The sequence below is a fragment of the Xanthomonas nasturtii genome (assembly GCF_001660815.1).
GTDB classification, from domain to species: Bacteria; Pseudomonadota; Gammaproteobacteria; order Xanthomonadales; family Xanthomonadaceae; genus Xanthomonas; species Xanthomonas nasturtii.
The window spans coordinates 13,256-38,266 of the sequence record NZ_LYMI01000036.1 but is presented as its reverse complement, the minus strand read 5'-3'; the positions used below and the strand labels follow the sequence as shown (position 1 = coordinate 38,266).

Genomic DNA, 25,011 nt, shown 5'->3' with positions numbered 1-25,011 from the left:
AGAGCTTCTTCGGCCTACTCAAACGCGAGCGGATCAGGCGACGGGTCTATCCCACAAAGGACGCCGCACGCGCCGAGGTGTTCGACTACATCGAGATGTTCTACAACCCCAAACGCCGTCATGGTTCGACCGGTGACCTGTCCCCTGTAGAGTTTGAACGGCGCTACGCGCAACGAGGGTCTTGAGTGTCTACGGAACCCTGGGCGTATCATTTTTTTGCGCCTACAAGATCCTTGCCTCTGCATAGCCCGGCTTCCTGCAACGGAAAAATCAATGCAGAACCGGACTCGAGCGATCCCTCCGCATGTGGCTGCTGATAGTCTGCCGAGACCTACCCGCCTGGTTCCCGGAACGCCATGGTGTCTGCCCTCCGCTTCGCATGCGCCGCCCTGGCAAGTTTCATGCTGGCGCAGCCGGTGACCGCGCACACATGGCATGTCGCCGCCGCCATCACTCCGACCGGTGCTGCCGCATCCATGCCGCCGGTTATAAACAGCGCGCCGACGACGATCGATGTCGCCGACATCCCGTCACTGGCCGACGCGGATCAGCGCCTGGCCGAACGCGCCAGCGAGGCGAATGCGGGGTCAGGCACACCGGCGGCCTCTTTTGCCCGTCGGCTGGCAACGATCGAGGCCGCGGTCGAGGATCCGTTCTGGCGTATGACCTTTGCCCAAATGCGGATGCTGCCGATTCCGCGCCTGGAAAGCTTGTCGCGTCACTGGCGTTTCCAGGCACGTCAACTGGCACGCTGGCGGACGGACCTGGTTCTTGCCACCACACATCGGGCCAGCGACGCGGCAGGACTGGCGTCTCGCCGCGAGGCCTGGGTGGCGACCGCGGCAACCGGGCAGGAGTTGCCTAGTGCGCTACGTCAACGGGTGGACGAGGTCGTGGTCGACCTGGCCCAGGCCGAAGCGGGAGTATCGGATCCGCTGGCTCGGTTGATCGCGCTCGGCAGACGCGGCAATGCGGTGGACGCGCGCATCGAAAGCGCGCAGCGCCGGGTCGCAGAGGCGATCGCGGCGTACGACACGCGCCTGCTGCGCATCGATGGGCCGCCACTGTGGCAACTGAGTCCCGCCAGCACCATATCGGTCGTCGGCACCGGCGATACTGTTCGTAGTGGCCTGGAGATCGAATCACGCTTTGCCGGTGAGTATGTCCAGAGCGATGCGATGGCCGGCCGGCGCGCCTTGCAGACACTGCTGAGCTGTTCGCTCCCGCTTTTGCTTTGGCTCGCCTGGCGCAGTCGCGGACCAATCCGGTGTGGGCAGATCAGCCGGACGGAAGCGAGCGTGCTCTCACGCCCTCTCTCGTGCTGGTTGCTGCTTCTGGTCATCGGCGTGTTCGCCTTCCAGCCCGATGCGCCGATGCTCACTCATCAGCTGGCGCTGGTGATTGCGGTCGTCCCGGTGATACGGTTGCTGCCCATCTCGCACCGACGCCTGCTGGGGATAGCGCCGTATCTGGCCAGTGCGTTGTTCCTGCTGCTGCGGTTGGGTTTTGCGTTCCTGTCCAGCCCGGCTGCTTATCGCCTCTACATTCTTTCACTGACACTGCTCGGTCTGGCCGCAGCGGGCTGGCTGCTGTGGCGTGCACACCGTCATGGCCACGAAGCGCAGAACGGGCGCCTCGGCAAGGCACTGCGTGCCGCGGTGCATGTCGGTGGGATCCTGCTGGCAGCGGCTTTGGTGGCCAATGCGTTCGGCAACGTGTCGCTGGCCGAGACACTGACCGGCGGCGTCATCGACAGCGTGTACTTCGCCCTGCTGCTCGCCGCCGGCATGACCGTCCTGGCAACCTGGGTCCAGCTGCTGCTGAAGCGCCCCGGCGTTTCGCGCTTCCGGCTGGCACGCGAGCATGCAGACCCCGCCGTGCAGGTATTGCTCAAGCTGCTCACTGCCGCCTCAGTCGCAGGTTGGGTCGTCTACGCATTGGACCGCTTCCGTGTGCTGACTCCTGTCAGCGACGCGTTATCGGCGTTGCTCGACCACAGCTGGGCGCTTGGAGATCTGCGCGTGAGCCTGGGGCATGTCTTGCTGTTCGCGCTCAGCGTGGCGATCGCGTTCTGGCTCGCCAGGACGGTACGCCTGGTGCTCGATGGCGAGGTGTTGTCGCGCATGTCATTGCCGCATGGTGTCGCCAACAGCATCGCCTCGTTGAGCTATTACACGGTATTGATGCTCGGCCTGATTGGAGCGCTGTCGGCGGCCGGCTTCAAGACCAGCCAGCTGACCTTCGTGCTTGGTGCATTGGGTGTCGGCATCGGCTTGGGCCTGCAGAACGTGGTCAACAACTTCGTCTCTGGCCTGGTGCTGATCTTCGAGCGGCCATTTCAGCCCGGCGACGTGGTCGAGGTCGGTGGAACCACAGGCCGGGTGCGCGACATCGGCATGCGCGCGACCCGGCTGTCGACGTTCGACGGTGCCAGCGTCGTGGTGCCCAATGGTCAAATGATCTCCCAGCAACTCGTCAACTGGACGCTCTTCGATCGTAGCCGCCGGCTGGAAGTGCGTATTGCAGTGGCCTACGGCAGCGCGCCCAAGGAGGTAGAAGCCCTGCTGACCGACGTGGCGCGCACCACCGAGGGCGTTGCTGCAGCACCACTGCCGATTGTGCTGTTCGACGGCCTTGGCAACGTGGCGATGGAGTTCATCGTGCGCGTCTGGACACTGGAATACGACAATGCCGGCACCATCCGCAGCCTGCTGGTCGGACGTATCTACGAGACGCTGACCGCACGCGGCATCGGTCTGGCGCATGCCGCAGCAGAAGTCTATCCACCACAGCCGCGTACCACACTCTGACCATCGCGTCTTCGCAGCGGCAGCCGAACGCGTCTATCCCGAGGTCCCTGTCATAGGAACATGTGACTGACTCTTTTCATGTAACCACGTTGCCTGATCGTGTACGAAAATCACCAAGGAGAACGCAATGAAAAAATTCGTCGCCGTCGGTGTCGTCTCTTTAGCAGGTGCCATCTCGCTTGCACCCGCTTCGGCGGCGATCCAGCAGTTCAACGGAACCTGTCCAGGTGGCGTGGAGGTCCACGCGGACCAGGGCGGACCGGTATACATCAACGGCCGCGAAACACGCTTGAAGCGATTCAATGACGATTACTACGAAGCGAGCGATGGCAGGGGGCTGACGCTGTCCATCAACAGAACCCCAGACGGGGGCACCCAGATGTCGTATACCGGACCCGGTAATGACAACGGGGTGTGCTCGGTCCGGGCATCGGCGCGAGATGTGCAGCCACGCGACCAGCGCACATCATCACAGCGCTACTCCGAAAATTCGGCGGCTGCTACCGTGACCTGTGCCTCGGAGGATCGCAAGCAGCACGAATGCGCGATGGACACGCGTGGAGAAGTAATCGTCTCCCGACAGATCAGCAAGACCCGCTGCGTGCGTGGCGACAACTGGGACGTGAACCGGCATTCCATCTGGGTCAAGGACGGTTGTCGCGCCGAGTTTCGTAATGTCTCCCGAGACAGCGGTGCCAGAAATTCATGGCGACAGGATACGGGCGGCAGGCGCACCGATCCGATGAGCGCCTGCAATACGCGCGCACGCGCCGATGGAGAGGAAGTGACGAGGGTGGCAGTGAATCAGGATCTGACCGAACTCATCATCAATTATCCAGACGGCCGATATGGTTGCCTGGTGCACGCCGACGGCACCGTACAGTCGTTTACGCGACTGGGGCGCCAGCGATAAGCTGCAGTCGCTGCACTCGTCGGCGTAAATGCTTGAAGCTGTCACCAGCCAACTCTAAAACTCACGCAGTGGGCCAGGCGAGTGGTCGCCGGGCCCCTCCACGGTCCATTGCTGTTCCGCCGGAACGCAATATCAGAAGCGATTACGATCAGGCTCGACCGCGCTACACGTCCCTTCGAACGTTTCCGAGCCCCTCATCGTCATAAAGCCACTGTGCCGGTCGATCGAGATCTTCGGCACATTCATGCCATTGAACTTGAACGAGCCCTGGATGCGGTCCGGCGTGATGCTCAGGTCATGTAACTGCCACCAGCCGCCGTTGCTTGTGCTTGAAAGCGGTGGAGCCATGCTTTTGGGTGGCCTGATCCGCCCCGCTCCATCGTGGATCTCGATCTGGAATGTCGCCTGCATTTGTTCGCGGCTGTACTGGACGCCGTCGTGCTGGACGTACTTGTGCTTGTTGCGGTCCCATTCGTAGCCAGACGTATCGTGGCTGGCCAGATGCTCTCCACTGCCCGAACAAATGAGGTCAAAGTCGGTGCGCCCGGCAACATCCGCTGATGCCGGAAAAGCCATCACTGCAGACAGACCTGCGAAGGAAATGGCTGAGGCACTACGCCAGAGGGTCGAACGTTTCATGCGTGAGAGCTCCGTGCGAGGAATGGTGGGTATTACGACATGATGCAAGATATATCTACACTCGCCTAACAGCTTTTCGAACAAGTCCACTTGTCGATCAAGTCCAAAAGAGGCGGCAGCAGCAATAGACCGGATAACCAGTTGGCGCATGCGTTTGCCGGCAAACGATTGAGATAACGGCAACCTGCGCACACACGCAAGCGATCTGAACCATGGTTCCAGCAACAAGATGTGCGCATCGTTGCCCACCCCGGTAGCGTCCGTCCTGTCGCATGATGAGCGCGTTGTCGTCTCGGCAAGATCAGCTCAAAGCGAACTGAACCTTTGCAGGGATCCTGCAGTTGGCGACGCGATGTTCTTCGTAAACAAAAAGCGCAGAGAAAACGTGCTTGAATGCAGCTGTCAGCACAGGGCATTCGCAGATGGATACACGCTCCGGCCTCACCCGACCCGACTTTCCTTTTTATAATCGGCAGCCGATCCCGATCTCTGCGTTGCAGTGGTTACTCATCTTGAGTGCGTTGTGCATTGCGTTCGCACTGCTGAGCATGCCATGGCCGTCCAGTGATTCCGTCGCCGGGAGCTGGGTCCATGCACTGCTTTTTTGCCTCGTGCCGTTGGCCGCGATGGCATTGATCAGCAGACGTGCGGTGACGGCACTGTTTCACCGGCTCCATGTTCGCGATGTTCTGTGGATGATCGCAATCGCCGTACTGAATCTGGTCATTACCATCTTGGTTGCGCTCGCCTTTTCCGGACTGCACCACGCATCCTCCAATCCCATGTTTGCACAGCTGGGCAATGCCGATGTCTCGACGCGCGTCATGGCGTTCGGGATGATGGTGCCGCAGCTGCTGGGCGAGGAGCTGCTTACCATCCTGCCGTTGCTTGCGCTTCTGCAATGGCTCACAACCCGCATGCGGATGCGCCGCAGCTACGCGGTACTCTGCGCATGGCTGCTGTCAGCCTTGCCCTTCGCACTGGCGCACCTGCCCACCTATCAGTGGGATCTGCTGCAGTGCCTGGTCATCATCGGCACCGCGCGGCTGGTGCTTTCCCTGGCTTACGTGGTGACACGCAATCTGTGGGTCTCCACTGGCGCCCATCTGCTCAACGATTGGGCACTGTTCGGCTTCGCGTTCTCTTATCCAGTCGCCCCAATGCTGCATGGATTTACTTAGCGCACACGCGCTGCCCAGCAGTTGGCACGATTTCAGCAGACGTGCATCTGACGCATGCGTACTGCCGAATGGATGCTGTTTGCGCTGCTGTTGCCAGCCGGCGCGCTATCGGCGCCGTCCCGATCGCGACGAGGAGGTCATTGCGCTGCTGTCCGCATTGGCCGAGCGCTTTCCCGAGCGTGGCGTTGGAAAGCTCTTTCAGATCATCTGCCGTCGCGGACACGTGTGGAATCACAAAAGGGTCTGGCGTGTGTATTGCCTGATGAAGCTCAATCAACGGTGTCGCAGCAGGCACCGGGCCCCGACCCGTCATCCGCAGCCGCTGGCATGCGGTGATCGACCCAATGCTGGATGGTCGATCGACTTCATGTCCAATGCGCTGTGGGATGGTCGACGCTTCCGCACGTTCAATGTCATTGACGACTTCAGCCGGGAAGCCCTGGCGATCGAAGTGCACTTGAATCTTCCGGCCGCCCGCGTCATCGGCACCTTGGAACGCATCGCGGCCTGGCGCGGGTACCCCGGCAAAGAGCGAGGTTCGCGAACAGACCGAACACTGGCTGGCCGACTACAACCACCAGATACCCCACGACAGTCTGGGCGGGCTAACGCACGCCGAGTTCCGTGATCAACATCAACCGCAGACATCTAGCTTTAGCTGGCACTGAATCAAGGGGAGTCGACATACCGATGCATCAAGCGTAGCGTGCCTTGGGTCAGCGACGCGGGTGCACACTGGTGCTGCAGCTGGCGTCGGCGTGGCCGACGCGCTGATCCAGCGATCACTCCTGTCATGCAGCCACATTCTCACGACCCCATGCAGACACCGCATTCCCCCAGCGCGCCGGTACGCCAACCGGTGGACTGGCTGCGCCGGCAGCTACGCGCCAACGACCTGTGGTTCATCGGGTTGGCGGCGCTGGTAGGGTTGATCGCCGCGGCCTTGATGGTGCTGCAGTCCGGTATCGCGCACGGCATGCAGGCCTGGTTGTATGGGCTTGTGCCGGGTGAGCGGCTCAGTACCGCCGAATCGATCACCGCCACCCAGTTGTTGGTGTTGCCGCTGGGCGGCTTGCTGGTCGGCCTGGTTGCATTGCTGGCGCGGCGGCGCAAGCGGCCGCTGGTGGATGCGGTGGAAGCCAATGCCTTGCACGGCGGGCGCATGTCCATGCGCGACAACCTGATCGTTGCGGTACAGACGCTGCTGTCCAACGGCTTTGGTGCATCGGTAGGACTGGAAGCGACCTATACGCAGATGGGCGCGGGCGCCGGTTCGCATCTGGGCCGTGTCCTGCGGGTACGCCGTGCCGACATGCGCACGCTGGTCGGTGCCGGTGCGGCCGGCGCGATCGCCGGCGCGTTCGGGGCACCGCTGGCAGGGGCGTTCTACGCGTTCGAGATCGTGATCGGGGCCTATACGCCCTCGGCGCTTGCGCCGGTGGCGGCGGCGGCGCTGGCCGGCGCGTTCATGGCCAACGCGCTCGGTGCCGCGCCGTATTCCTTGCCGGCTGCGGTGGCCTATCAATTGCAGCCGCGCGACTATGCGATCTACATCGCGCTGGGGCTGACCTGTGCGTTGATCGGCATCGCAGTGATGCGCCTGGTGGCCGGTATCGAACGCGCCGTGGGGCGGTTCGCGCTGCCGATCTGGGGCCGCCCGGTGGTGGGTGGGTTGCTGCTGATTCCATTGGCGATGTACTCGCCGCAAGTGCTGTCGTCGGGACATGGCGCCCTGCATCTTGACCTGACCAGCAGCAGCACGCTGCAGGTGTTGGCCGGTTTGCTGGTGCTCAAATGCATTGCGTCGGGCATCTCGCTGGGTTTCGGCTTCCGAGGCGGGTTGTTCTTCGCCTCGTTGTTCATGGGCTCGTTGGTGGGCAGCCTGTTTGCGGTGTTCCTGAACCTGCTGGTCGGCGCGGCGGCGGTGGACATCACCAGTGCCTCGTTGGTGGGCATGGCCGCGCTGGCGGCGGCCATTGTCGGCGCGCCGATGACGATGGCCATGCTGATCCTGGAAGGCACGCACGACTTTGTGCTGGCGAGCGCGGTCATGGTGGCGGTGCTGGTGGCCAATACCGTGGTGCGCCAGGTGTTTGGCTATTCGTTCTCCACCTGGCGCCTGCATCTGCGTGGCGAAAACATCCGCAGCGCACGTGACGTGGGGTGGGTGCGCAATCTGTCGGCCGGCAAGATGATGCGCAAGGACGCCAACCACACTGCGCACGACATCACCGTCAGTGAATTTCGCCGGCGGTTCCCGTTGGGGTCCACGCAGCGCGTGGTGCTGGAAGACGCCGCCGGCCATTACGCCGGTGTGGTGCCGTTGGCGGTGCTGTACGCGGACAACGTGCAGGTCGATGCGCCGGTGAGCGACTACGCCAGGCACCGCGATGCGGCGTTGCTGGCAGACACCGACATCGTGGCGGTCATGAAGGTCTTCGACGCCACGCAGGCCGACGAGCTTGCGGTGATCGACGCCCAACGCAAGGTGCTGGGCGTGCTGTCGGAAGGATTCGTGCGCAAGCGCTATGCCGAGGAGCTGGAAAAGCGCGAGCGCGAGCTGATGGGCGAGCGGGTGGTCGGCGATGACTGAGCCACGCGCTGCCGGTCGCGGTTGAGGCGACATGGCGCGTGGTGGCTCGACACGTCCACTGCGTGCAGACCGTGTAGTCGGCAACGCCATGCGCTCGCGGCGCGTGCAGCTACTCATCGACAGCGGCGCCATGCGATGCCAACACGCATCTACCAGCGGCCTGCGCGTTGGCTGTGCTCATGCGTCGGCGAATGTGCAGGCCAGGGACTGGCGAACATGCTGGCCAGTTGCTCCATTTGCTTCGGTGGCATGGCCGGCTGCGCGACGATCAGGCAATCGGTGATCAACGTGCGCTCGGGCGGACGCGGGCGCTTGTCGTGCCTGGTGGCCGGCGTCGTCCTGCTGATGGTGGTGTATGGCGCGGCCTGGGTGCGCCAGATTCCGATGGCGGCGTTGGTGGCGGTGATGATCACGGTTGCGCGCATGTGCAGGTGCAGGCCAGCGAGCGTGACGACGGGATGCACGTGTACGCGGTGCGCGGCTAGCTGTTCTTTGCATCGGCCGGGCAGTTCGTGGCCGGCTTCGATTTCCCGGGCACGCCGCCGACCGTGCTGATCGATCTGACCTGCGCGCACTTGTGGGACATCAGCGCGGTGGCGGCGCTGGATCGGGTAGTGATCACGCTGCGCGCGCTTGGCGCCGAGGTCGAGGTAGTCGGCGTGATCAGGCCAGCGACAGGCTGATCGACACCCTAGGAACCCAGCGGCGCGATGTCGTGCGCCTGCAGCCGGGTCACTGAGCTCTGCGCAGCCAGCTCGGCCGTCGGCGCTGTCGTGTGGCATGCATGTTCGTCCAGCAGTGCAGACAGACGACGATGGCAATCGCGAAAGGCCAGCGCGGAGGCCGGCATGTCGCAAGCGTCGAAGGTGCGAGCTTCGGCCTTCCAGGAGGCGAGCAGGTCTTCCAGATCGCAGATCAGGCTCGGCATGGTGTTTCCTTCGTAGGCGTCTTGCTAACTACGGGGCGAGTCGAGGCGCGGATGCAGGCCGATGCACGGCTGGATCCGACCTCAGCACGAATGGTTCAGATGCTGCGAGGGGCGATGCATCCGCTGCACACGCCGCACGTGCGCATCACATGGCCGGGAGGAGGGTGGTGGCGCGGTCTTCTGCCGCGGGAGCTGACCATGAGCAACAACGAAAACGGCAATCGGGGTATCGACGATCCGACACCGCCCAACGGCGTCAAGGCACCTGGCAAGAACGAGGACCTGCTGCAGGATGGGCCTGCGCAGGATAGCGAAATCGATGACGACGACAGCATCGAAGACGACGTGGACGAGGACGAAGAAGACGCGTAAGCGCAGCAGACGCGGCTGAAACGCGGCGTGGCCACTTGCGATGCCGCGTGTGTCGTCGCTACAGGAGCGTGTAACTGTGTTGGATTGAATGCTGCCGGAAAGCGGGCGTGCCTGCGGTACTGCCAATACACGGGCCGGCAACTGCAGCGCCGCAAGCGTGCACACGGCAGCAGTCGGTGCTTGTCTTCGCGACGCGTCGCTTGCTGCATGCGCACGATGACAGACGTGCAAGGCTCCCGGCTCGTCAGCAACTGGCAGCCGGCCTACACTTGACGGCCCTTCTTGCGTTGAATGCCATGCAGACATTGCCGCCGTTACCGACCATTGCACTGGGCGAGTATCGCCACTTCAAGGGCGGTCGCTATGACGTGCTTGGCGTGGTGCGCAGCAGCGAAACGCTGGAGCCGTTGGTGCTGTACCGGCCGTTGGACAGCGACGTTGGCCTGTGGGTGAGGCCATATGCGATGTTCGTCGAACAGGTGGAGGTGGATGGCGTCATGCGCCCGCGCTTCGCACCGGTTGCCTGAGCAGACATGCCGACCGCCGTGTACCGGACACCGCAATGAGCACGAACGACGCGCCGCCGCTGACGCCGGATGGGCGCTATCTCGTCGTGCGTGGCCGGCTGTGGCGCACGGCCAATCCGCACCTGAGCGAAGATGCCCGTACGGCGCTGGTGGGCGCGCTGATGGATGCGCGGCGCGCGGTCAAGGCCGCCAAGCGCGATGACGATGCGCAGGGCCTGGCGGCGGCACGTCGCCAGGTCGACGCGGCCAAGATCGCCCTGGGAGAACGTGGGCCCGTGTGGTGGACCGACGGTGCCGCCGATCTCAATCGGCATCTGGTCAAGAACACACCGTATGCCGCGTGGTTTGCCACTTGCGATACCGTGTGAGCCCAACCCGGCACATGCCGGGCTGGGTGCGTTGCCGTGGACGCAAGGCTCAGCCCAGGTCGCAATTGCTCGGCTGCGGCCAGGTGGTGGCCGGCAGCATTGCTTTGACGGCGGCCGGTGCGCTGATGCCGATGGTGCTGGCGCCGTAGAGGTCTTCGAGTTCGTCGATGCTGACGATGTAGCTGTCCAGCGAACCCAGGCTGGCGCTGTTGGGAATCAGCCAGCTGATGGCGCGGGTGCCGCCGCCCGGGTTGGCAGTGATGATGGTCTTCCAGAAGAAATCCGGTGTGCGGATGCCGTGGCTGCTCAGGAAGTAATCGTTGCTGGTGTCGCTGTAGATCACCCCGCCGTAAACCTGCACGCTGGCGATGTCGCGGTAACACTCGGCGACGTTTTCGGCGCGCACCCAGATGCCCTGATTGAAGCTGGCCACCTGCGGCACGATGTTGCTCATGAGGTTGGCGTGGCGGATATAGGTCGCGTTGTAATCCATGTGATTGGATGTCACCAAATGGCCGCGGTCGTAGCCGGTGCGCACGCTGGAATAGGAGGCAGTGGTGGTCTGGCCGGCGCAGCCGCTGGGCAGCTCGGTGTCCAGATTGAAGCTGGACGGACGTGCGGCCGAGCCGGTATCGGCCTGCAAGACGTACTCGTAGCGCAACGCGGTGTGGTTGGTGCAGTCGTAGCGCAAGCTGTAGCCGCCCTTGTTGAGGGTAACGACCTGGGCGTTTGCACTGGCACTGGCAGCGGTGAACAGCAGAACGGCGAAGAAAGTCCGGAAGCGCATGGGAGTGAATCTCCTGGAAATCAATCGGACGCACGACGCCACCGCCGGGTGTGCAGGAGCACATCGACGTTTCAGCGAACGCGCGCTAAGGGGGAACAGAGGGCCCGCTGCGTAGCGAGCGCTACAGCTATCGCACGCGAATGTTGCTTGCGGGTGACGAGCGCGTGAGGAATGTGCACTGGCACCAATTTTTTGCGTCAGGGTGTGACTGGGTGCTCGCTTTTTGGTGCATAGGGCGTTCCTGCAATAATCGTCCAGGTATGGCTGCTGCCCGCAAGACGCACGCAGGCACGCTTTTCTAGAAGCCTGCAGGCATGCGAGCCATCAGGGCGGTGGTCGATGCCGGGTCGCCGCAGGCGGGTAGTTCCGCTGCAGCTTCGAACCACCAGTGGTCTCGAATGCTGCAGCGTGATCGCTGCGACCAAGGCTTGCCCGCCGGCAGGACAGCGCCATCGAGTGGCGTCGCCTCGCCGTCGCTGCCTCAAGCCCAATCCCCATCACCCGTCTTGGCGCAAACAAAAAACCCCCTTCTGCAGCGCATGCAGAAGAGGGTTTCGAACGTTGCAAGAAGCCGATCCGGTCAACGGATCGACCCGTCAGGCAACGTGTTTTTCCAGGTGTTGCTCGGTCGCAGGCTCCGGCTGGAACAACGCCACCAGCTGGGTGAGGGTGCCGGACTGGGTCTCCATCGCGCGCGCGGCGACCATGGCTTCTTCCACCAGTGCGGCGTTTTGCCGGGTGGCCTTGTCCATCTGGATCACGGTCCGGTTGACCTGCTCGATGCCGGCCGACTGCTCGCTGGAAGCGGCGGTGATCTGCCCCATGATGTCGGTAACGCGATTCACGCTGGCCACGATTTCGGTCATGGTGGTGCCGGCCTTGTGCACCAGCGCCGAGCCTTCGGCCACCTTGCCCACCGAGGCGTCGATCAATTCCTTGATCTTCTTCGCCGCGCCGGAGGAGCGCTGCGCCAGCGAGCGCACTTCGCTGGCCACCACCGCCAACCCGCGGCCCTGTTCGCCGGCACGCGCCGCCTTCACCGCGGCATTCAACGCCAGGATATTGGTCTGGAAGGCGATGCCATCGATGACGCTGATGATCTCGGCAATCTTCTTGGACGAGGTTTCGATACCGGACATGGTGCCGACCACCTGGCTGACCACTTCGCCGCCCCTGGATGCCACGCCAGCGGCGCTGCGGGCGAGCTCGTTGGCCTGATGCGCGTGTTCGGCGTTCTGCTTGACGGTGGCGGTGAGTTCTTCCATCGATGCAGCGGTTTCTTCCAGGTTGGCCGCCTGCTGCTCGGTGTTCATCGATTGGGTGATTGCGCTGATGGCCGAGCATGCGCCGTTGATGGCGCCCGCTCTGCGATAAGCGCTGCGGGTAAGCGCGGCGCTATTGCGCCACCTCGCGCCGCACTGGATACCGCCAGCCGGTGATCGCCGCGTAGGGCGAGCGCGTGTAAATCCACTGTAGACGCGCATCGCCATCGGCACGGAATGCAGCATCACTGGCTAGTTTCTGCTCGAATTCGCTGCGTAATGCGGCATCGTTGCGCAACACGCGTTCGCTGAAGTCCACCAGCTCGGTGCCATACAAGCCACTATCCGGGCTACCGGCATTACGAAAACGCCCGCTGGCCAGCAATGAATCGCTGCTGTTCGGTTCCAGTAATGCCGCTGCCAGCATGCGCATCGGCTGATCGGCGGGCACGCGGATGCTGCCGGCAGGGAAGAACTCGTCCACGCTGTCTGTGTGCGCGACCTGCTTGCTGGTGGCGTCGGTAGTGTTGGTAATGCGCATCTGCTGCACCGTGCGCTGGCGCTGCTGCTGCAGACGTTCGTACCGGATGCCATGCGTGTTGAGCAACGCAAGCACGTCGTCGTAGCCGGGCGGAATCCACCAGGCCACCGGGTAGTGCACCGCCTGCGTCTGGCGGTAACCGATCACCGGCATCGTCCAGGTTTCATCGCGGCCTTCCCAGCGCAATTCCTGCCGCCCGGAGACCGGCGACAGCGCGCGGGTATAGGTCACACCCTTGAATGCGATGTGGTCGATCGGCTGCGGCAGGCGTTCCCAGGCCACCATCAATTCCTGCGGACGTGCGGCACGATCGGCCCGCTTGGCGGCAGCGATCTTGCTTGCGTCGCGACCGACCAGGCGCAGCGCTTCTTCGAGCAGGACGTAGTCGCCGAGCACGCGCTGCCGGTACGACTTCAGCCGGTGGTTTTCCACCAGCACGGTGGGAATGCCGGCGAAATCGCCGTAGCCGGTGGAATAACGCGGGCCTTCCGGCGAATGGCGCAGGCCCGAGCGTGGCGCATCTTCGTCGATCAGGCTGGGGTAGATCGCAGGCGTGTGGCCCTGGCTGCGCAGCGCAGCGTTGACGGCCGGCGTGAAGCGTTGCTGCAGCCAGCCGGCAGTGGCGCGCGAACGTGCGTACGTGCCCCAACCGGCGAAGGTAAAGGTGATGTCGTATTGATGATCGAGCCCGCCGCTGACATGCAGGTCGATATACAGCGCGGGGTCGAGCGTGTGCAGCAACGTGACCATCGCGCGCGTCTCCGGCGCTTCCAGGTTGAGGTAATCGCGATTGAGGTTGATGCCGCGCGTGGTGGTGTTCCAGCCCATCTGTTGCGGGCCACGCAATGCGGCGCCGATGAGCGGGCCGCGTTGTTCGTGGCCGTCGCTGTTGAGTATGGGCACGAACACGAAGTCCACCGCATCCAGCAGATCGTCCTTGCCGCGCTGGGCGATGTCGCGCAGCAGCATCAGGCCGGCGTCCTTGCCATCGATCTCGCCGCCGTGGATACCGGCCTGCGCCAGCACCACGGGTTTGCCGGGCTCGCCCTTGTGCGCGCGCACCAGCAGCAGGTCGCGCCCTTCGCTGGTCTTGCCGAATACTTCCAGCGACAGCAGCGGCGAGGCGGCGACCAGGCGTTGCAACCACGCGCGCGTTTCTTCGTAGCTGGGCGTGCTGACGAAATCGCTGCGCTCGGCCGGCGTACTCCACGGATCGCCCGGCGCCACGATCAAGGCCTCGCTTGCACCGTGCCATGCGCGCACCGGCGGCAACGGCGCGCTGGCATCGATGGGCTGCGCGTTGAGTTTGGCAGTGGCGAACAACGCTGCGGCCAGCAACGTGGCAGCGCGTACGCTGCTGCGCGATGTGTGGTGGGCATCGGCATGAGCCGGAGCGGGCAGGTCGGATGCGTGGAGGGCGGTGTGTTGGAAAAAGCGGCGCGTAACGGAGGTCATGTAGGACGTGAGGGTCTCGAATGGGGAGGGCGGTGTCTGTTGCTGCCGGCGGCAGCCTCGGCGTCGGCGTGCATGGCCGCGGCTGGAGTGCGCGTGCCACGACGGGCTGCGCACTGGCGTCCAGCAGCGAGGCGACGGGAGCACTGCCAGCAACGTCACCGCAAAGGCAATGGTGACCGCGTAATACAGTAACATTTCGGATGCGGCTGTTTCTTCAATGCGGTCATCGCCAGACGGGCGCGCATCCATTGGATGCCTTCCATACCCAGTGGTGTGCTGGCGTCTCCCAACTCTGCAGACGACAGCAATAGCCAGCAAGCAGCCGACAAGCGCTATCTGGAATCGCCTCCACGACAAGCCGGGTGGCAAGGGGTTGTTCTCGCGGCTGCTGTGTTTGAAGGTGCCGTACTTCGGCACGATTGCGCCACGGTTTATTGCCCTGCGACCGGGATATTGCGAAATCACCATGCGCAAACGCCGGCGCGTTCTCAACCATATCGGCACCGTGGATGCGATCGCCATGTGCAACCTGGCCGAGCTGGCCGGCGGCACCATGACCGAGGTGACGGTCCCGGCCACCCATCGCTGGATTCCGCGCGGCATGCAGGTCGATGACATCAAGAAGGCCGAGAGCTCGGTGGTCGCCATCGCGCAACCGCTGGTGGCCGACGCCAGCTTCCATGAAGCCGGCGAATACAAGGTGGACGTGCTGGTCCACGACACTGCGGGTACGGCGGTGTTTCGCGCGATCATTTCGATGTGGGTATCGCCGAAGAAGGCCTGACGCGGGGCGTGGGCGCTAGTTGGTGCAGGCCTCCCTCGGGCACAAGCGCATGGCGCGGCCGATCCGGGCCGTACCGGCAATGTGATAACGTATCATTTCGTCGTACCGTGTTTGCTCATGCCTGCCAGCCCACCAATGACTCCCGCGATTTCAATCTCCGACCTGCATGTGGCCTACCGTGGCCGCGCCGTGCTGCAGGGGCTGAACCTGGACGTTGCGCCGGGCACCGTCTATGCCTTGCTGGGTGGTAACGGCGCTGGCAAGTCGTCCACGCTGTCCACGTTGCTGGGCTTCGTCAAACCCGTCTCCGGCAGCCTGCGGGTGGATGGCGTAGATCCTGTCGCCGACCCAGGCAAGGCGCGTGCGCGGCTGGCGTATCTGCCGGAAAACGTGGCGCTCTACGAGCATCTGAGCGCGCTGGAAAATGCCGACTATCTGCTCGCCCTGGCCGGCCAGCGTCGTAGCCAGGCCGCCATCGGCGAGGCGTTCGCGGCCGCCGGCCTGCAGCGCGATGCCTGGGCGCAGCGGCTGGCGGGGTTTTCCAAGGGCATGCGGCAGAAAGTGGCCATCGCCGTGGCCACGCTGCGCCAGGTGCCGGTGCTGCTGCTGGATGAGCCCACCTCCGGGCTGGACCCGCGCGCCATCGCCGACTTCAATCGGTTGGTGAGCAGCGTGCGCGAACGCGGCGGCGCGGTGCTGATGGTCACGCACGATCTGCTCGGTGCAGTGGATGTCGCCGACCGTATTGGTTTTCTCGAAAACGGCCGGATTGCCGAGGATATCGGCGCCGGCGACAGCGGCTTCGATGTGCGCACCCTGCATGCACGTTTCGCGCGCCCGCAGGACCAGGCTGCGTGAGGCTGCACGCATGAGTCCCGTGCTGCTGGTCGCGCGCGAAGAACTGCGCTTCATGGCGCGCAACCGTTCCGCGGCCATCGGCGTGGTGTTGCTGATGCTGCTCACGCTGGTGGCCACGTTGACCGCGGCGCAGCAGCAGCGCGAAGTCGCCGATTTCCGTGCGCGCCAGCAACAGGCTGCGCAGCAGGCATTCGAGGCGCAACCGGACCGGCATCCGCATCGCGTGGTGCATTACGGCCACTTCATCTATCGGCCGTTGCCGGCGCTGGCCGCATTCGATTCCGGCGTGGATGCATTCACCGGCAACAGCATGTTTCTGGAAGGCCACCGCCAGAACACCGCCAACTTCGGCGATGTACGTCAGAGTTCGTTGCTGGTGCGTTTCGGCCAGTTGACGCCTGCGTTCGTGTTGCAGGTGCTGGCGCCGTTGATGCTGGTGTTCCTGGGCTATGGGGCCGTGGCGCGCGAGCAGGAGGCCGGCACCTTGCGCGCGCTGTTGCTGCAAGGCGCCACGCGCCGGCAATTGCTTGGTGGCAAATATCTCGCGCTGGCGGCGGTGGCCGGGGCCTGCCTGCTGCCGGCCTTGGTCGGCCTGGCGCCGATTGCGCTGTTGCCCGGCCAGGCAGTACTGGTTGCGCTGCTGGTGCTGGCCTACAGCGTGTATCTGCTGGTGTGGTGCGCGCTGGTGCTGGCGGTGTCGATGCTGTGCCGCCGCGGCCGCGATGCGCTGCTGGTGTCGCTGGCCGTGTGGGTGTGGCTGGCCTTGCTGGTGCCGCGCGTGGCACCGGATGTGGCCAGTGCGGCGTATCGCCTGCCGACCCGCTTGGAGACCGACGTGGCGATCCAGCGCGACCTGCGCACGCTCGGCGACAGCCACAACCCGGACGACCCGCATTTCGCGCAGTTCAAGCAACAGACCCTGGCGCGCTACGGCGTGCAGCGCGTGGAAGACCTGCCGGTGAACTACAAGGGCTTGCTGGCGCTGGAAGGCGAGCGGCTGACCTCCAGCCTGTTCGAACGCTATGCAGGCCGCGATGCGGACATCCAGCAGCAACAGAATCTGCTGGTGCGTGCATTTGCGTTGCTCAGCCCGACGGTGGCGCTGCGCGAGGTGTCGATGACCCTGGCAGAAACCGATCTGCGCGCGCATGTGCGCTTTCTGGCGCAGGCCGAACACTACCGCTACACGCTGGTGCAGCAGCTCAACCAGCTGCAGGCCGAGGCGGTGAGCATGGCCGACGACACCGCGCAGGACGCCGGCGCCGACCGCCGCAAGCGCATTTCGTCGGCGCATTGGCATGAGGTCCCGGTGTTCGCTTTCCAGCCGGCGTCCAGCGACGAGGTGATCGCCACCGCAGGCGCGGCGTTTGGCCTGATCGGTGCCTGGTTGCTCGCCGCGCTGTGCATGCTGGTTGCAGCCGGGCGACGTGTGGGAGTGGTGCGCTGATGGTGCTGTGGAAATACGAACTGCTGTTGCTGCTGCGCGCACGCGCGGCGCTTGCCGGGTTGCTGTTGCTTGCCGTGCTGACGGTCTGCAGCCTGCTGTCCGGGCAGCACGTGATTGCAGTGCAGCGCGACCACATCGCAAAGATTGCAGCGCTGCAGCGCGAAGACAGCGCTGCGGTGGAAGCCTACGTGGCGCGCTCCAACGATGCCGGCAGTGCGGCGTATTACAGCTTTCACCCGACCTGGGACATGCCATCGCCGCTGGCGTTTGCGGCGGTGGGCATGCGCGATGTCTCGCCGTATATCTTGCGCGTGCGCGCACTGGGGCTGGAAGCGCAGATCCACGATGGCGACAGCTACAACCCCGAACTCGCACTGGCAGGCCGCTTCGACTATGCATTCGTGCTGGTGTTTCTGCTGCCGTTGTTCGTGATCGCGCTGCTGTTCGACCTGCGTTCGGGCGAGCGCGAGGCCGGGCGGGCACGCATGCTTGCGGCGCTGCCGGGAGCGGGTGCTGCGCTGCTGGTGCGGCGCGTGGTGGTGCGGGCCGCCGCGGTACTGGTGTGCGTGAGCGTACCGTTTGTGATTGCCGCCACGCTCACTGCGGTGCCCTTGCTGCAGCAACTGGCAGTGCTCGCACTGGGCCTGGCCTATCTGCTGTTCTGGGTGCTGCTGTCGGTGCTGGTCGGCCGCATCCAGTGGCGGCCTGCGGCGCATGCCACCGCCTTGGCCACCTGCTGGGTGGTGCTGGCGTTGGTGGCGCCGGCGCTGGCGCATGTGGCAATCAATCAGGCGGTGCCGGTCAACCAGGGCACCGAGATCGCGCGGTTGCAGCGCGAGGCGGTCAACCATGCCTGGGATATTCCGCGCCAGCACACCATGCAGGCGTTCTACGCGCGCAATCCACAATGGGCCGATTCGGCGCCGCTGACCGCTACCTTCCATTACAAGTGGTATTTCGCGTTCCACGAAAACGGCGACCAGCAGGTGGCGCCGCAGGTGGCAGCGTATCGCCACGGATTGCAGCGGCGCGACGCGCTGGCGCAACGCGTTGCCAGCGTGTTGCCGCCGGTGGCGCTGCAGGCGGCGCTGACCCGCCTGGCCGGTACCGATCTGCAGGCGCAGCTGGCGTATCAGGACCGTATTCGCGCCTATCACCACGCGTTGCGCACGTTCTACTACGGCTATCTGTTCCGCGACCGTCCGTTTACGCGCGACGACTTCGGGCGTGCGCCATGTTTCGATGCAATGGCCGATCCCGCCTCATAGCGGCGGCTGCGTTTCACCGATCACTCTTCGTTGTTTTACGTGCGACCCGGACATGCTGCGCCGCGGTCCTTCAGGAGTTCTGCCCGATGCCCGTGTTCCCGCGCCGCCGCATGCTGCACACGCTGCCCCTGCTCAGCGCGCTGAGCTGCGCAGGTGTCAGCCCATTTGCCCAGGCTGCCGAGCCGCAGGCGCGCGACCTGGATGCGGTGCAGGTGCGCAGCCAGTACACGCCGTACCGCGCGCTGAGCATCACGGGTGCCACCAAGACCGATGCGCCGCTGCGCGACCTGCCAATCAGTGCGCGCGTGCTCGATCAGACCCTGCTCGAAGATGCCGGCGTCACCGATCTGGCCGGCGCACTGGAGCTGGCCAGCGGCATTACCAAGGCCAATAACTTGGGCGGTCTGTGGGACAGCTACTCGATGCGCGGTTTTACCGGCGACCCGAATTTCAGTTCCGATTACATGGTCAACGGTTTCAACGCCAGCCGCGGCTACAACGGCCTGCGCGATGCCGCCAACACGCGGAGCATCGAGGTGATCAAAGGGCCAGCATCGGCGTTGTACGGGCGCGGCGAGCCGGGCGGGGCGGTCAATATCGTCACCAAAAAGCCGCTGTTCCAACCGCAGCACAGCGTGGATGTGTCGGCAGGCCGCTTCGACAGTTATCGCGCCGCCATCGACAGTACCGGCCCACTGAGCGAGAACGTGGCTTACCGCTTGAATGTGATGCACAAGGACCAGCACAGCTTTCGCGACACCGTCGACAGCGACAACAGCTTGCTGGCGCCGTCGCTGTTGTGGATGCCGACGCCCGACACCACGGTGTCGTACGAGCTGGAGGCCGTGCGTATCCATGCGCCGTTCGATCGTGGCGTGACCTCCATCGATGGCGATGCCAACCGGTTGCCGGCATCGCGTTTTCTGGGCGAACCGCGCGATGGCGATATCGATCTGCATTCCACCGGGCATCAGCTGTTCGTGGTGCACGGTTTGAATCGGACCTGGTCGCTACAAGGTGGCGCCACGTACCGCGACAGCGGCATGCGCGGGTTTTCCACCGAGCCATGGACGCTGCAGCCCGACCGCCGCACGCTGCGCCGCGAACGCCGCTACCGCGATTACCAGGGCCGCGATATCGCCGCGCGTGCGGAGCTGCTCGGCGCATTGCAGGCGGGCAGCGTCACCCACAACGTGTTGTTCGGTGTGGATGGCAACCGCTTCGACGACAGCCGCTTTCAGCAACGCGCACGCGCGGCGGCCACGCCGTACAGCATCGACGTGCTGGCGCCGCGCTACGGCGTGGCGCAGCCAGGGCGGCTGGCCACCATCACCGACACCGACGAGCGCCAGCAGGTGTGGGGCGTGTATGCGCAGGATCAGATCGATCTGGGCGCACGCTGGAAGGCCTTGCTCGGCGTGCGCTACGACCACTACCAGCAGGATCTGGACAACCGCCTGCGCGGCACCGCGCAGCGCGCTTCCGATGGTGTGGTCAGCCCGCGTGCGGGCATGACCTTCCATGTCGACGATGCGCTGTCGCTGTATGCGAGTGCGGCGGCGGGTTTTCGCCCCAACAGCGGTGTCGGTGCCAACGGGCAGAGTTTTGCGCCGGAGAAGAGCCGCGCGCTGGAGACCGGGTTGAAATACGTGCAACCCGGCGATGGTCTGGAAGCCACCCTGGCCGCATTCCGCATCGACAAGAAAAACGTGCTGAGCCTGGACCCGGCCGACACCAGTTTTTCGTTGCCGGTGGGGCAGATGCGCAGCGAAGGCATGGAGCTGGATCTGCTCGGCAGGCTCACCCCGCGCCTGGCCGCATCGGTGGGCCTGGCCTATACCGATTCGCGGGTGACGCGCAGCAGCCCTGCGGCCGCCGGTACCGGGCTGGCCGAGGGCCGGCGGTTTCCGAATGTGCCGCGTTTCAGCGGTAATGCGTTCTTGAACTACACACAGCCATTGACCGGCAAACGCAGCGCGGCGGTGGGTGTGGGCGTGTCGCGCACCGGCGAGCGGCTGGGCTCGGTGGATCGCAATACCGATTTCGTGCTGCCGGCCTACACCGTGTGGCGCGTGGTCGGCCATTACGACCTGAGCGACCGGCTGCGCCTGTATGCCAGGGTCGAGAACCTCACCGACCGTCGCTACGCGGCGTTTTCGTACAGTGAGCAATGGGTGTATCCCGGCGCGCCGCGCAGCTGGACGGTGGGTGCGCGGTTGCGGTTTTGATGCCACCGGACTGCAAGTGAAAGCCCGTCAGCAACGTGCATGATCTGCCGCGCTAGCTGCGCCGCTTCGGCGGGCTCTTGCTGCGCTTCTTGCCCGGCACCGCCGGCACAGCCTCTTCGTTGGCCAACGCACCGCCGGTGTGCAGCTGCTCCAGCCACGACAACGCATCGACATAGCCCAGGAAGTGCTGCAGATACCCCGGCGAGCGCTCGCGCATCAGCGTGATGCAGCGATGCACCAGCACGCTGGAATTCAGCGGGCCGGCATCCTTGGGCGCATCCTGCAGCGACTGCCGCACCTGGCTTGCGGTGCGCACGGTGGTCCAGGTGCGACGGAAATCGTCCAGCGCCGGCAGCTCCGGAAACAGGGTGGCATCGGCGCTGGCGGTGGTGCGGCTGTCCACTTCCATCAACGCTGCGTGGCCGGCCATCTGTGCGGCGAGTGCGCCCAATGCGCTGGGCTGCGCCAACCCTGGGGGTAAGGCTGCTGCCGCATTGCTGCCGGCATGGCGGCGGGTTGCCTGCGTGAGCGCGCTCGCATAGCCATCGATCAACGCGCCGAGCTTGTGTTCCAGCACCTCACGCACCGCATCGGCCTGGGTGTCGGCACGTGCGGCCAACGATTGCATCAGATGGAAGCGCACCGGATCCAGGCGATCGTCGCCCTGGCTGCGCCAGCGCTCCAATTGGGCGCGTGCGGGGATTGCCGGCGTGCTCATCGCGGTGCAGCGGCCGCTGCGGGCCTGGGCAATGCTGCTGCGCGCGCGGAGGAGGGACGCGCGATGGGCGCAATCTCCACGCGGCGGTTCTTGGCGCGCCGCGCTTCATCGGCGTTGGAATCCACCGGTTGCTGCGAGCCGAACGCAGCGGCGAATACCGATGCCGCCGGCACGCCTTCGTCGATCAATGCACGCGTCACGGTGAGTGCGCGTTGCGCGGACAGTTCCCAGTTGTCGGCGTAGCGCCGGTTGCCGCCCAGCACCGGGCGGTCGTCGGTGAACCCGCTGACCATCAGGATCTCTTCGCGCGCGCGCAGGTACTGCGCCAATGGCGCGGCGAGCGACTTCAAGACCTCGCGTCCTTCCGGCTGCAGTTCATCGGAGTTGAACGCAAACAGCACATTGCCGCGAATGCCGATACGGCCATCGACCAGGGTCACGCGGCCGGCCGCCAGCGGTGCGGCCAGTGCCTGCTCCAGCGTCTGGCGGCGTTGCGCTTCGGCCTGACGCTGCTTGACCTCCTGCTCCAGGCGGCTGGAGAGCTGCAACTGCACGCCGATCACGCCGACCAGGATCAGCACGAATGCGCCCAGCAGCACCGACATCAGGTCGCCGAATGCCGCCCAGATGGGGGTGCCGGCGTCGCCGTCGCTTTCGATCTCGTCGCTCATGCCGGCTCTGCTTCGCCGGCCGTGCTACGCCCGCGATCGAGCTGACGCAGTTCTTCGATGATCTGCTTCTGCGAGAGCATGCTGAGGTCCACCACTTCGCGCGCCTGCGCCACGTAGTAGGCAAGCTGGTCGTCGCTGCGGGCCAGCGATGCATCCAGTGCCGTGGCCACGTGCTGCAGGCGCTCGTTGAGCGCGCTGGTGGTGCCGCTGAACAACTGCACCGCCATGCCGAAGGCTTCGCCCAGGCTGGCCACTTCCACTGCGCTGCCGCTGACATGCGCGGCGACCGCGCCGAGCTTGCCGGTTTCGCTGCCGATCTGTTCGGTGAGCTGGCTGCCCACGCGCTGCAGCAGGTCGGCCGAGGTGGTGACCAAGGCATCCACCGCCGCGCGTTGTTCGGTGGAGGCGTGATTGACCGCGTTGAGCAAGGTGTCCAGGGTGGCGAGCAGCTTGCTGCGTTCTTCCAGCATGGCGGTGTCGCGCACCATGCTGTCGGACAGGTTCTGGCGCAGCTCGGCCACCACGTCGGCCGCGGCCTTGGGCGCTTCGGAGGCGATCTGCATCAGGCGCGACACCTCGGCGATGGTGGCGCTGGCCTGCGCCTGCGCCTGCGTGGAGAGCTCGCTGGCGGTGCTGGCCAGGGTGTCGCAGATGGCCTGCTGTTGCTGGGCGACGCGCTCGCCGGTGCGTTCCCACTGCGTGGTCAAGGCTGTGCCCATCGCGCCAAAACGCTCGCTCCACAGCGCCAGGCGCTGGGTGTCGCGCGCTTCCAGTGCCGCCTGCAGATCGCGATGCGATTGCTGCAAGGTGCCGACCAGGGCCGCCGCATGCGCGTCGAAACTGGCGGTGGCCGCGGCGAGTGCACTGTGGTGCTGGCTGGACAACGTGGCGCTGGCCTGGTGTTGCTGGGCGAGTGCATCGTTCCACGCGCTGGCGGCGTCGCTGCTGGATTGGGCCATGCGTTGGGAGACCGCATCCACCAACGCGGCAGCGCGTGCCTCGAAGGTGCTGGCGAAGTGCGTCAGCGTGCCTTGCAGCTCCTGGATGAGCGCGTGATTGGCGCGCTGCTGCTCGGACACGGCGGCCGTCCATGTGGCAGCCGCCGTGGCAGTGCTGGTTTCGAAGCCGCTGCTCAGCCCATCGAGCTGCTGCTGCACGGCCTGCTGCACGCCTTCCTGCAATGCGCTGGTCTGCTGCGCCAATTGTGCGAGTGTGGCGTGCAACTGCGTGCCGAGCGCTGCGCTGGCGCGTTGCTGTTCGGCGAGCACGGCCGCCCAGGTGTCGGCGTTGGCGGCAGTACTGCGGGCAAAGCCGTCGCTGAGTGCGCTCAACTGCTGCTGCACGGCCTGGCTGACGCTGTCCTGCACGGCAACGCTGCGCTGGTCGATCTGCTCCAGCGTGCCCTGCAACTGCTGGGTCAGCGCGTGCTGCGTACGTTCCTGCGCGGCCAACGCCATCTGCCAGTGTTCGGCCGCGGTGCGTGCGCTCTGCTCGATGCTGTCACTGAGCCCGTGCAACTGCTGCTGCACCGCGCTGCGCACGCCTTCCTGCACGGCAACGCTGTGCTGGGCGATGGTGTCCAGCGTGGTCTGCAACTGCGCGTTGTGCGTGTGTTGCGCACGTTCCTGCGCGGCCAGCGCGGTGTTCCAGTGTTCGGCGGCTGCGCTGGCGCTGGTCTGGAAGCCGTGGCTGATGCCGTCCAGCTGTTGCTGCACGGCCTGGGTCACGCGCGCCTGCAATGCGGCGGTATCGCGCGCGATGCTGGCCATGGTGGCTTCCATCGCCGGCTGCAACGCTGCACCGACCGCGCGCGCGCTTTCGGCGACACCGGCCTGCAGCGATTGTTCCATTGCCGTGGCAAGCCGCGCATAGGCCGCTTCGCTCTTGGCATGGAAGTCGGCCTGCTGTGCGGCCAGGCGTTGGTCGGCGGCAATGCTGTGCTGTTCGATGTTGTGCATCAGCGCCTGCAACCGGTCGATCAAGGCCGGCATCAAGGCGCTTTGTTGTTGCTGCAGCTTGAATGCTTCGCCACGTTGATGCGCATCCGAATGCGGGTGCAGTTCGGCGGCGATCTTCAGGTCCAGCCGCTGCACCGCCTGCAGGCGCTCGCGCCGGCACAGCGCCGACAACAGCCCCAGCATGGCCGATGTCGCCACGCCGGCAATCGAGGTGCCGAACGCAAATGCCAGGCCTTCCACCGGTGCGGCGAGCGAGCCACGAATGGCCTGCAGGTCGGTGGCGCTCTGCAGCGCAAAGCCGGTGCCCTGGAGCGTGGCCATCATGCCGAGCAAGGTGCCCAGCATGCCGAGCAGCACCAGCAAGCCGACCAGGTACGGCGTCAGCGCCGGCGCCGGCAGGGCCACACGCTCGCCCTTGATGCGCAGGCGCACCGCATTGCGCAGGCTCGGATGCACCGCTTGCAGCCATTCGCTCAGTGCCGACGGTGCGGTGGTCAGCCCGTCGACGGCCGCCTGCAGCGTCGCAGTGGCCTGGCGGTAGCGGTACAGCTCCAGCGCGCCGGCCACATAGCAGGCGCCGATCACCGCAGCGACGCAGGCGCCGAGCGGGTTGGAGCCGAGATAACCGATGCCGACCCAGCAAACTGCCAACAGGCCGACGAGAAACACACACACGTGTACGAGAGTTCTGAACATGACGTCC

20 protein-coding genes and 4 pseudogenes are annotated in these 25,011 nt (G+C 65.0%); 16 read left to right on the top strand and 8 right to left on the bottom strand.

Going from position 1 to position 25,011, the window contains the following annotated elements; translation table 11 throughout:
- The 3 genes from A7D16_RS21705 to A7D16_RS14080 form a co-directional block, all read left to right on the top strand.
- A partial coding sequence (locus A7D16_RS21705; RefSeq protein ID WP_153043169.1) for an IS3 family transposase occupies nucleotides 1-185 on the top strand: 185 nt, incomplete at its 5' end.
- Between the two features lie 216 nt (nucleotides 186-401).
- A complete protein-coding gene (locus tag A7D16_RS14085; protein ID WP_064633737.1) occupies nucleotides 402-2,810 on the top strand; it encodes a mechanosensitive ion channel family protein in 2,409 nt (802 codons plus the stop codon).
- A gap of 127 nt (nucleotides 2,811-2,937) precedes the next feature.
- Nucleotides 2,938-3,723: a DUF3011 domain-containing protein gene (locus A7D16_RS14080; protein ID WP_064633735.1), complete on the top strand. Its 786-nt coding sequence runs from the start codon at nucleotides 2,938-2,940 to the stop codon at nucleotides 3,721-3,723.
- 132 nt (nucleotides 3,724-3,855) lie between these two features.
- Here A7D16_RS14080 and A7D16_RS14075 read toward each other — a convergent pair whose 3' ends face one another.
- A complete protein-coding gene (locus A7D16_RS14075) occupies nucleotides 3,856-4,362 on the bottom strand; it encodes a hypothetical protein (RefSeq protein WP_153043168.1) in 507 nt (168 codons plus the stop codon).
- 422 nt (nucleotides 4,363-4,784) lie between these two features.
- Here A7D16_RS14075 and A7D16_RS14070 point away from each other — a divergent pair, with 422 nt between their 5' ends.
- The 4 genes and pseudogenes from A7D16_RS14070 to A7D16_RS21695 form a co-directional block, all read left to right on the top strand.
- Complete coding sequence (locus A7D16_RS14070) at nucleotides 4,785-5,543, top strand: CPBP family intramembrane glutamic endopeptidase (protein WP_064633731.1); 759 nt, start codon at nucleotides 4,785-4,787, stop codon at nucleotides 5,541-5,543.
- Between the two features lie 103 nt (nucleotides 5,544-5,646).
- A pseudogene (locus A7D16_RS21700) lies at nucleotides 5,647-6,211 on the top strand (DDE-type integrase/transposase/recombinase); the annotation flags it as partial.
- A 149-nt stretch (nucleotides 6,212-6,360) separates the two neighbouring features.
- Nucleotides 6,361-8,136 carry a chloride channel protein gene (locus A7D16_RS14065; RefSeq protein WP_064633729.1) on the top strand — a complete coding sequence of 592 codons (1,776 nt, stop codon included), beginning with the start codon at nucleotides 6,361-6,363 and terminating at the stop codon, nucleotides 8,134-8,136.
- 189 nt (nucleotides 8,137-8,325) lie between these two features.
- A pseudogene (locus A7D16_RS21695) lies at nucleotides 8,326-8,875 on the top strand (SulP family inorganic anion transporter); the annotation flags it as partial.
- Here the strand turns inward: A7D16_RS21695 and A7D16_RS14055 are convergent.
- Nucleotides 8,828-9,064, bottom strand: coding sequence for a hypothetical protein (locus tag A7D16_RS14055; protein ID WP_064633724.1), 237 nt, complete (start codon nucleotides 9,062-9,064; stop codon nucleotides 8,828-8,830). The pseudogene A7D16_RS21695 and the gene A7D16_RS14055 overlap by 48 nt on opposite strands.
- Before the next feature lie 198 nt (nucleotides 9,065-9,262).
- Between A7D16_RS14055 and A7D16_RS23765 the strand changes: the two genes are divergently transcribed.
- The 3 genes from A7D16_RS23765 (at nucleotide 9,263) to A7D16_RS14040 (ending at nucleotide 10,331) form a co-directional block, all read left to right on the top strand.
- Nucleotides 9,263-9,436, top strand: coding sequence for a hypothetical protein (locus tag A7D16_RS23765; protein WP_064633722.1), 174 nt, complete (start codon nucleotides 9,263-9,265; stop codon nucleotides 9,434-9,436).
- A 296-nt stretch (nucleotides 9,437-9,732) separates the two neighbouring features.
- Complete coding sequence (locus A7D16_RS14045) at nucleotides 9,733-9,963, top strand: DUF1653 domain-containing protein (protein ID WP_064633744.1); 231 nt, start codon at nucleotides 9,733-9,735, stop codon at nucleotides 9,961-9,963.
- A 35-nt stretch (nucleotides 9,964-9,998) separates the two neighbouring features.
- Complete coding sequence (locus A7D16_RS14040) at nucleotides 9,999-10,331, top strand: hypothetical protein (RefSeq protein WP_064633721.1); 333 nt, start codon at nucleotides 9,999-10,001, stop codon at nucleotides 10,329-10,331.
- A 49-nt stretch (nucleotides 10,332-10,380) separates the two neighbouring features.
- On the opposite strand, the gene A7D16_RS14035 is transcribed toward A7D16_RS14040, so the two are convergent.
- Together A7D16_RS14035 and A7D16_RS14030 are read right to left on the bottom strand one after the other, a co-directional pair.
- The gene (locus tag A7D16_RS14035; RefSeq protein ID WP_064633720.1) at nucleotides 10,381-11,118 is read right to left on the bottom strand and encodes a DNA/RNA non-specific endonuclease; all 738 of its coding nucleotides are present in this window, start codon (nucleotides 11,116-11,118) and stop codon (nucleotides 10,381-10,383) included.
- 596 nt (nucleotides 11,119-11,714) lie between these two features.
- Nucleotides 11,715-12,434: pseudogene (locus tag A7D16_RS14030) on the bottom strand (methyl-accepting chemotaxis protein); the annotation flags it as partial.
- On the opposite strand from A7D16_RS14030, the pseudogene A7D16_RS24490 reads away from it, so the two are divergent.
- Nucleotides 12,418-12,492 (top strand): annotated as a pseudogene (locus A7D16_RS24490) (LysR family transcriptional regulator); the annotation flags it as partial. The pseudogenes A7D16_RS14030 and A7D16_RS24490 overlap by 17 nt on opposite strands.
- Before the next feature lie 21 nt (nucleotides 12,493-12,513).
- Here A7D16_RS24490 and A7D16_RS14025 read toward each other — a convergent pair.
- Nucleotides 12,514-14,376 carry a M14 family metallopeptidase gene (locus A7D16_RS14025; protein WP_064633742.1) on the bottom strand — a complete coding sequence of 621 codons (1,863 nt, stop codon included), beginning with the start codon at nucleotides 14,374-14,376 and terminating at the stop codon, nucleotides 12,514-12,516.
- Between the two features lie 307 nt (nucleotides 14,377-14,683).
- On the opposite strand from A7D16_RS14025, the gene A7D16_RS14020 reads away from it, so the two are divergent.
- The 5 genes from A7D16_RS14020 to A7D16_RS14000 all read left to right on the top strand — a co-directional run bounded on the left by A7D16_RS14020 (nucleotide 14,684) and on the right by A7D16_RS14000 (nucleotide 20,961).
- Nucleotides 14,684-15,160: a hotdog fold domain-containing protein gene (locus tag A7D16_RS14020; protein ID WP_064633739.1), complete on the top strand. Its 477-nt coding sequence runs from the start codon at nucleotides 14,684-14,686 to the stop codon at nucleotides 15,158-15,160.
- 135 nt (nucleotides 15,161-15,295) lie between these two features.
- The gene (locus A7D16_RS14015; RefSeq protein ID WP_064633717.1) at nucleotides 15,296-16,018 is read left to right on the top strand and encodes an ABC transporter ATP-binding protein; all 723 of its coding nucleotides are present in this window, start codon (nucleotides 15,296-15,298) and stop codon (nucleotides 16,016-16,018) included.
- A gap of 10 nt (nucleotides 16,019-16,028) precedes the next feature.
- Nucleotides 16,029-17,465, top strand: a complete 1,437-nt coding sequence (locus A7D16_RS14010) for an ABC transporter permease (protein WP_064633716.1) — start codon at nucleotides 16,029-16,031, stop codon at nucleotides 17,463-17,465.
- Nucleotides 17,465-18,733, top strand: coding sequence for a DUF3526 domain-containing protein (locus A7D16_RS14005; protein WP_064633714.1), 1,269 nt, complete (start codon nucleotides 17,465-17,467; stop codon nucleotides 18,731-18,733). Before A7D16_RS14010 ends, A7D16_RS14005 begins: the two co-directional genes overlap by 1 nt.
- Before the next feature lie 86 nt (nucleotides 18,734-18,819).
- Nucleotides 18,820-20,961, top strand: coding sequence for a TonB-dependent siderophore receptor (locus A7D16_RS14000; RefSeq protein ID WP_064633712.1), 2,142 nt, complete (start codon nucleotides 18,820-18,822; stop codon nucleotides 20,959-20,961).
- Between the two features lie 52 nt (nucleotides 20,962-21,013).
- On the opposite strand, the gene A7D16_RS13995 is transcribed toward A7D16_RS14000, so the two are convergent.
- Genes A7D16_RS13995 through A7D16_RS13985 form a run of 3 tightly spaced genes read right to left on the bottom strand, consistent with a single transcriptional unit; the run spans nucleotide 21,014 to nucleotide 25,004 of the window.
- Nucleotides 21,014-21,679, bottom strand: coding sequence for a DUF2894 domain-containing protein (locus A7D16_RS13995; RefSeq protein WP_064633710.1), 666 nt, complete (start codon nucleotides 21,677-21,679; stop codon nucleotides 21,014-21,016).
- A complete protein-coding gene (locus A7D16_RS13990; protein WP_064633708.1) occupies nucleotides 21,676-22,350 on the bottom strand; it encodes an OmpA family protein in 675 nt (224 codons plus the stop codon). The genes A7D16_RS13995 and A7D16_RS13990 overlap by 4 nt, the downstream gene beginning before the upstream one ends.
- Nucleotides 22,347-25,004, bottom strand: coding sequence for a DUF802 domain-containing protein (locus A7D16_RS13985; RefSeq protein WP_064633706.1), 2,658 nt, complete (start codon nucleotides 25,002-25,004; stop codon nucleotides 22,347-22,349). The genes A7D16_RS13990 and A7D16_RS13985 overlap by 4 nt, the downstream gene beginning before the upstream one ends.
- Nucleotides 25,005-25,011: the final 7 nt, after the last annotated feature.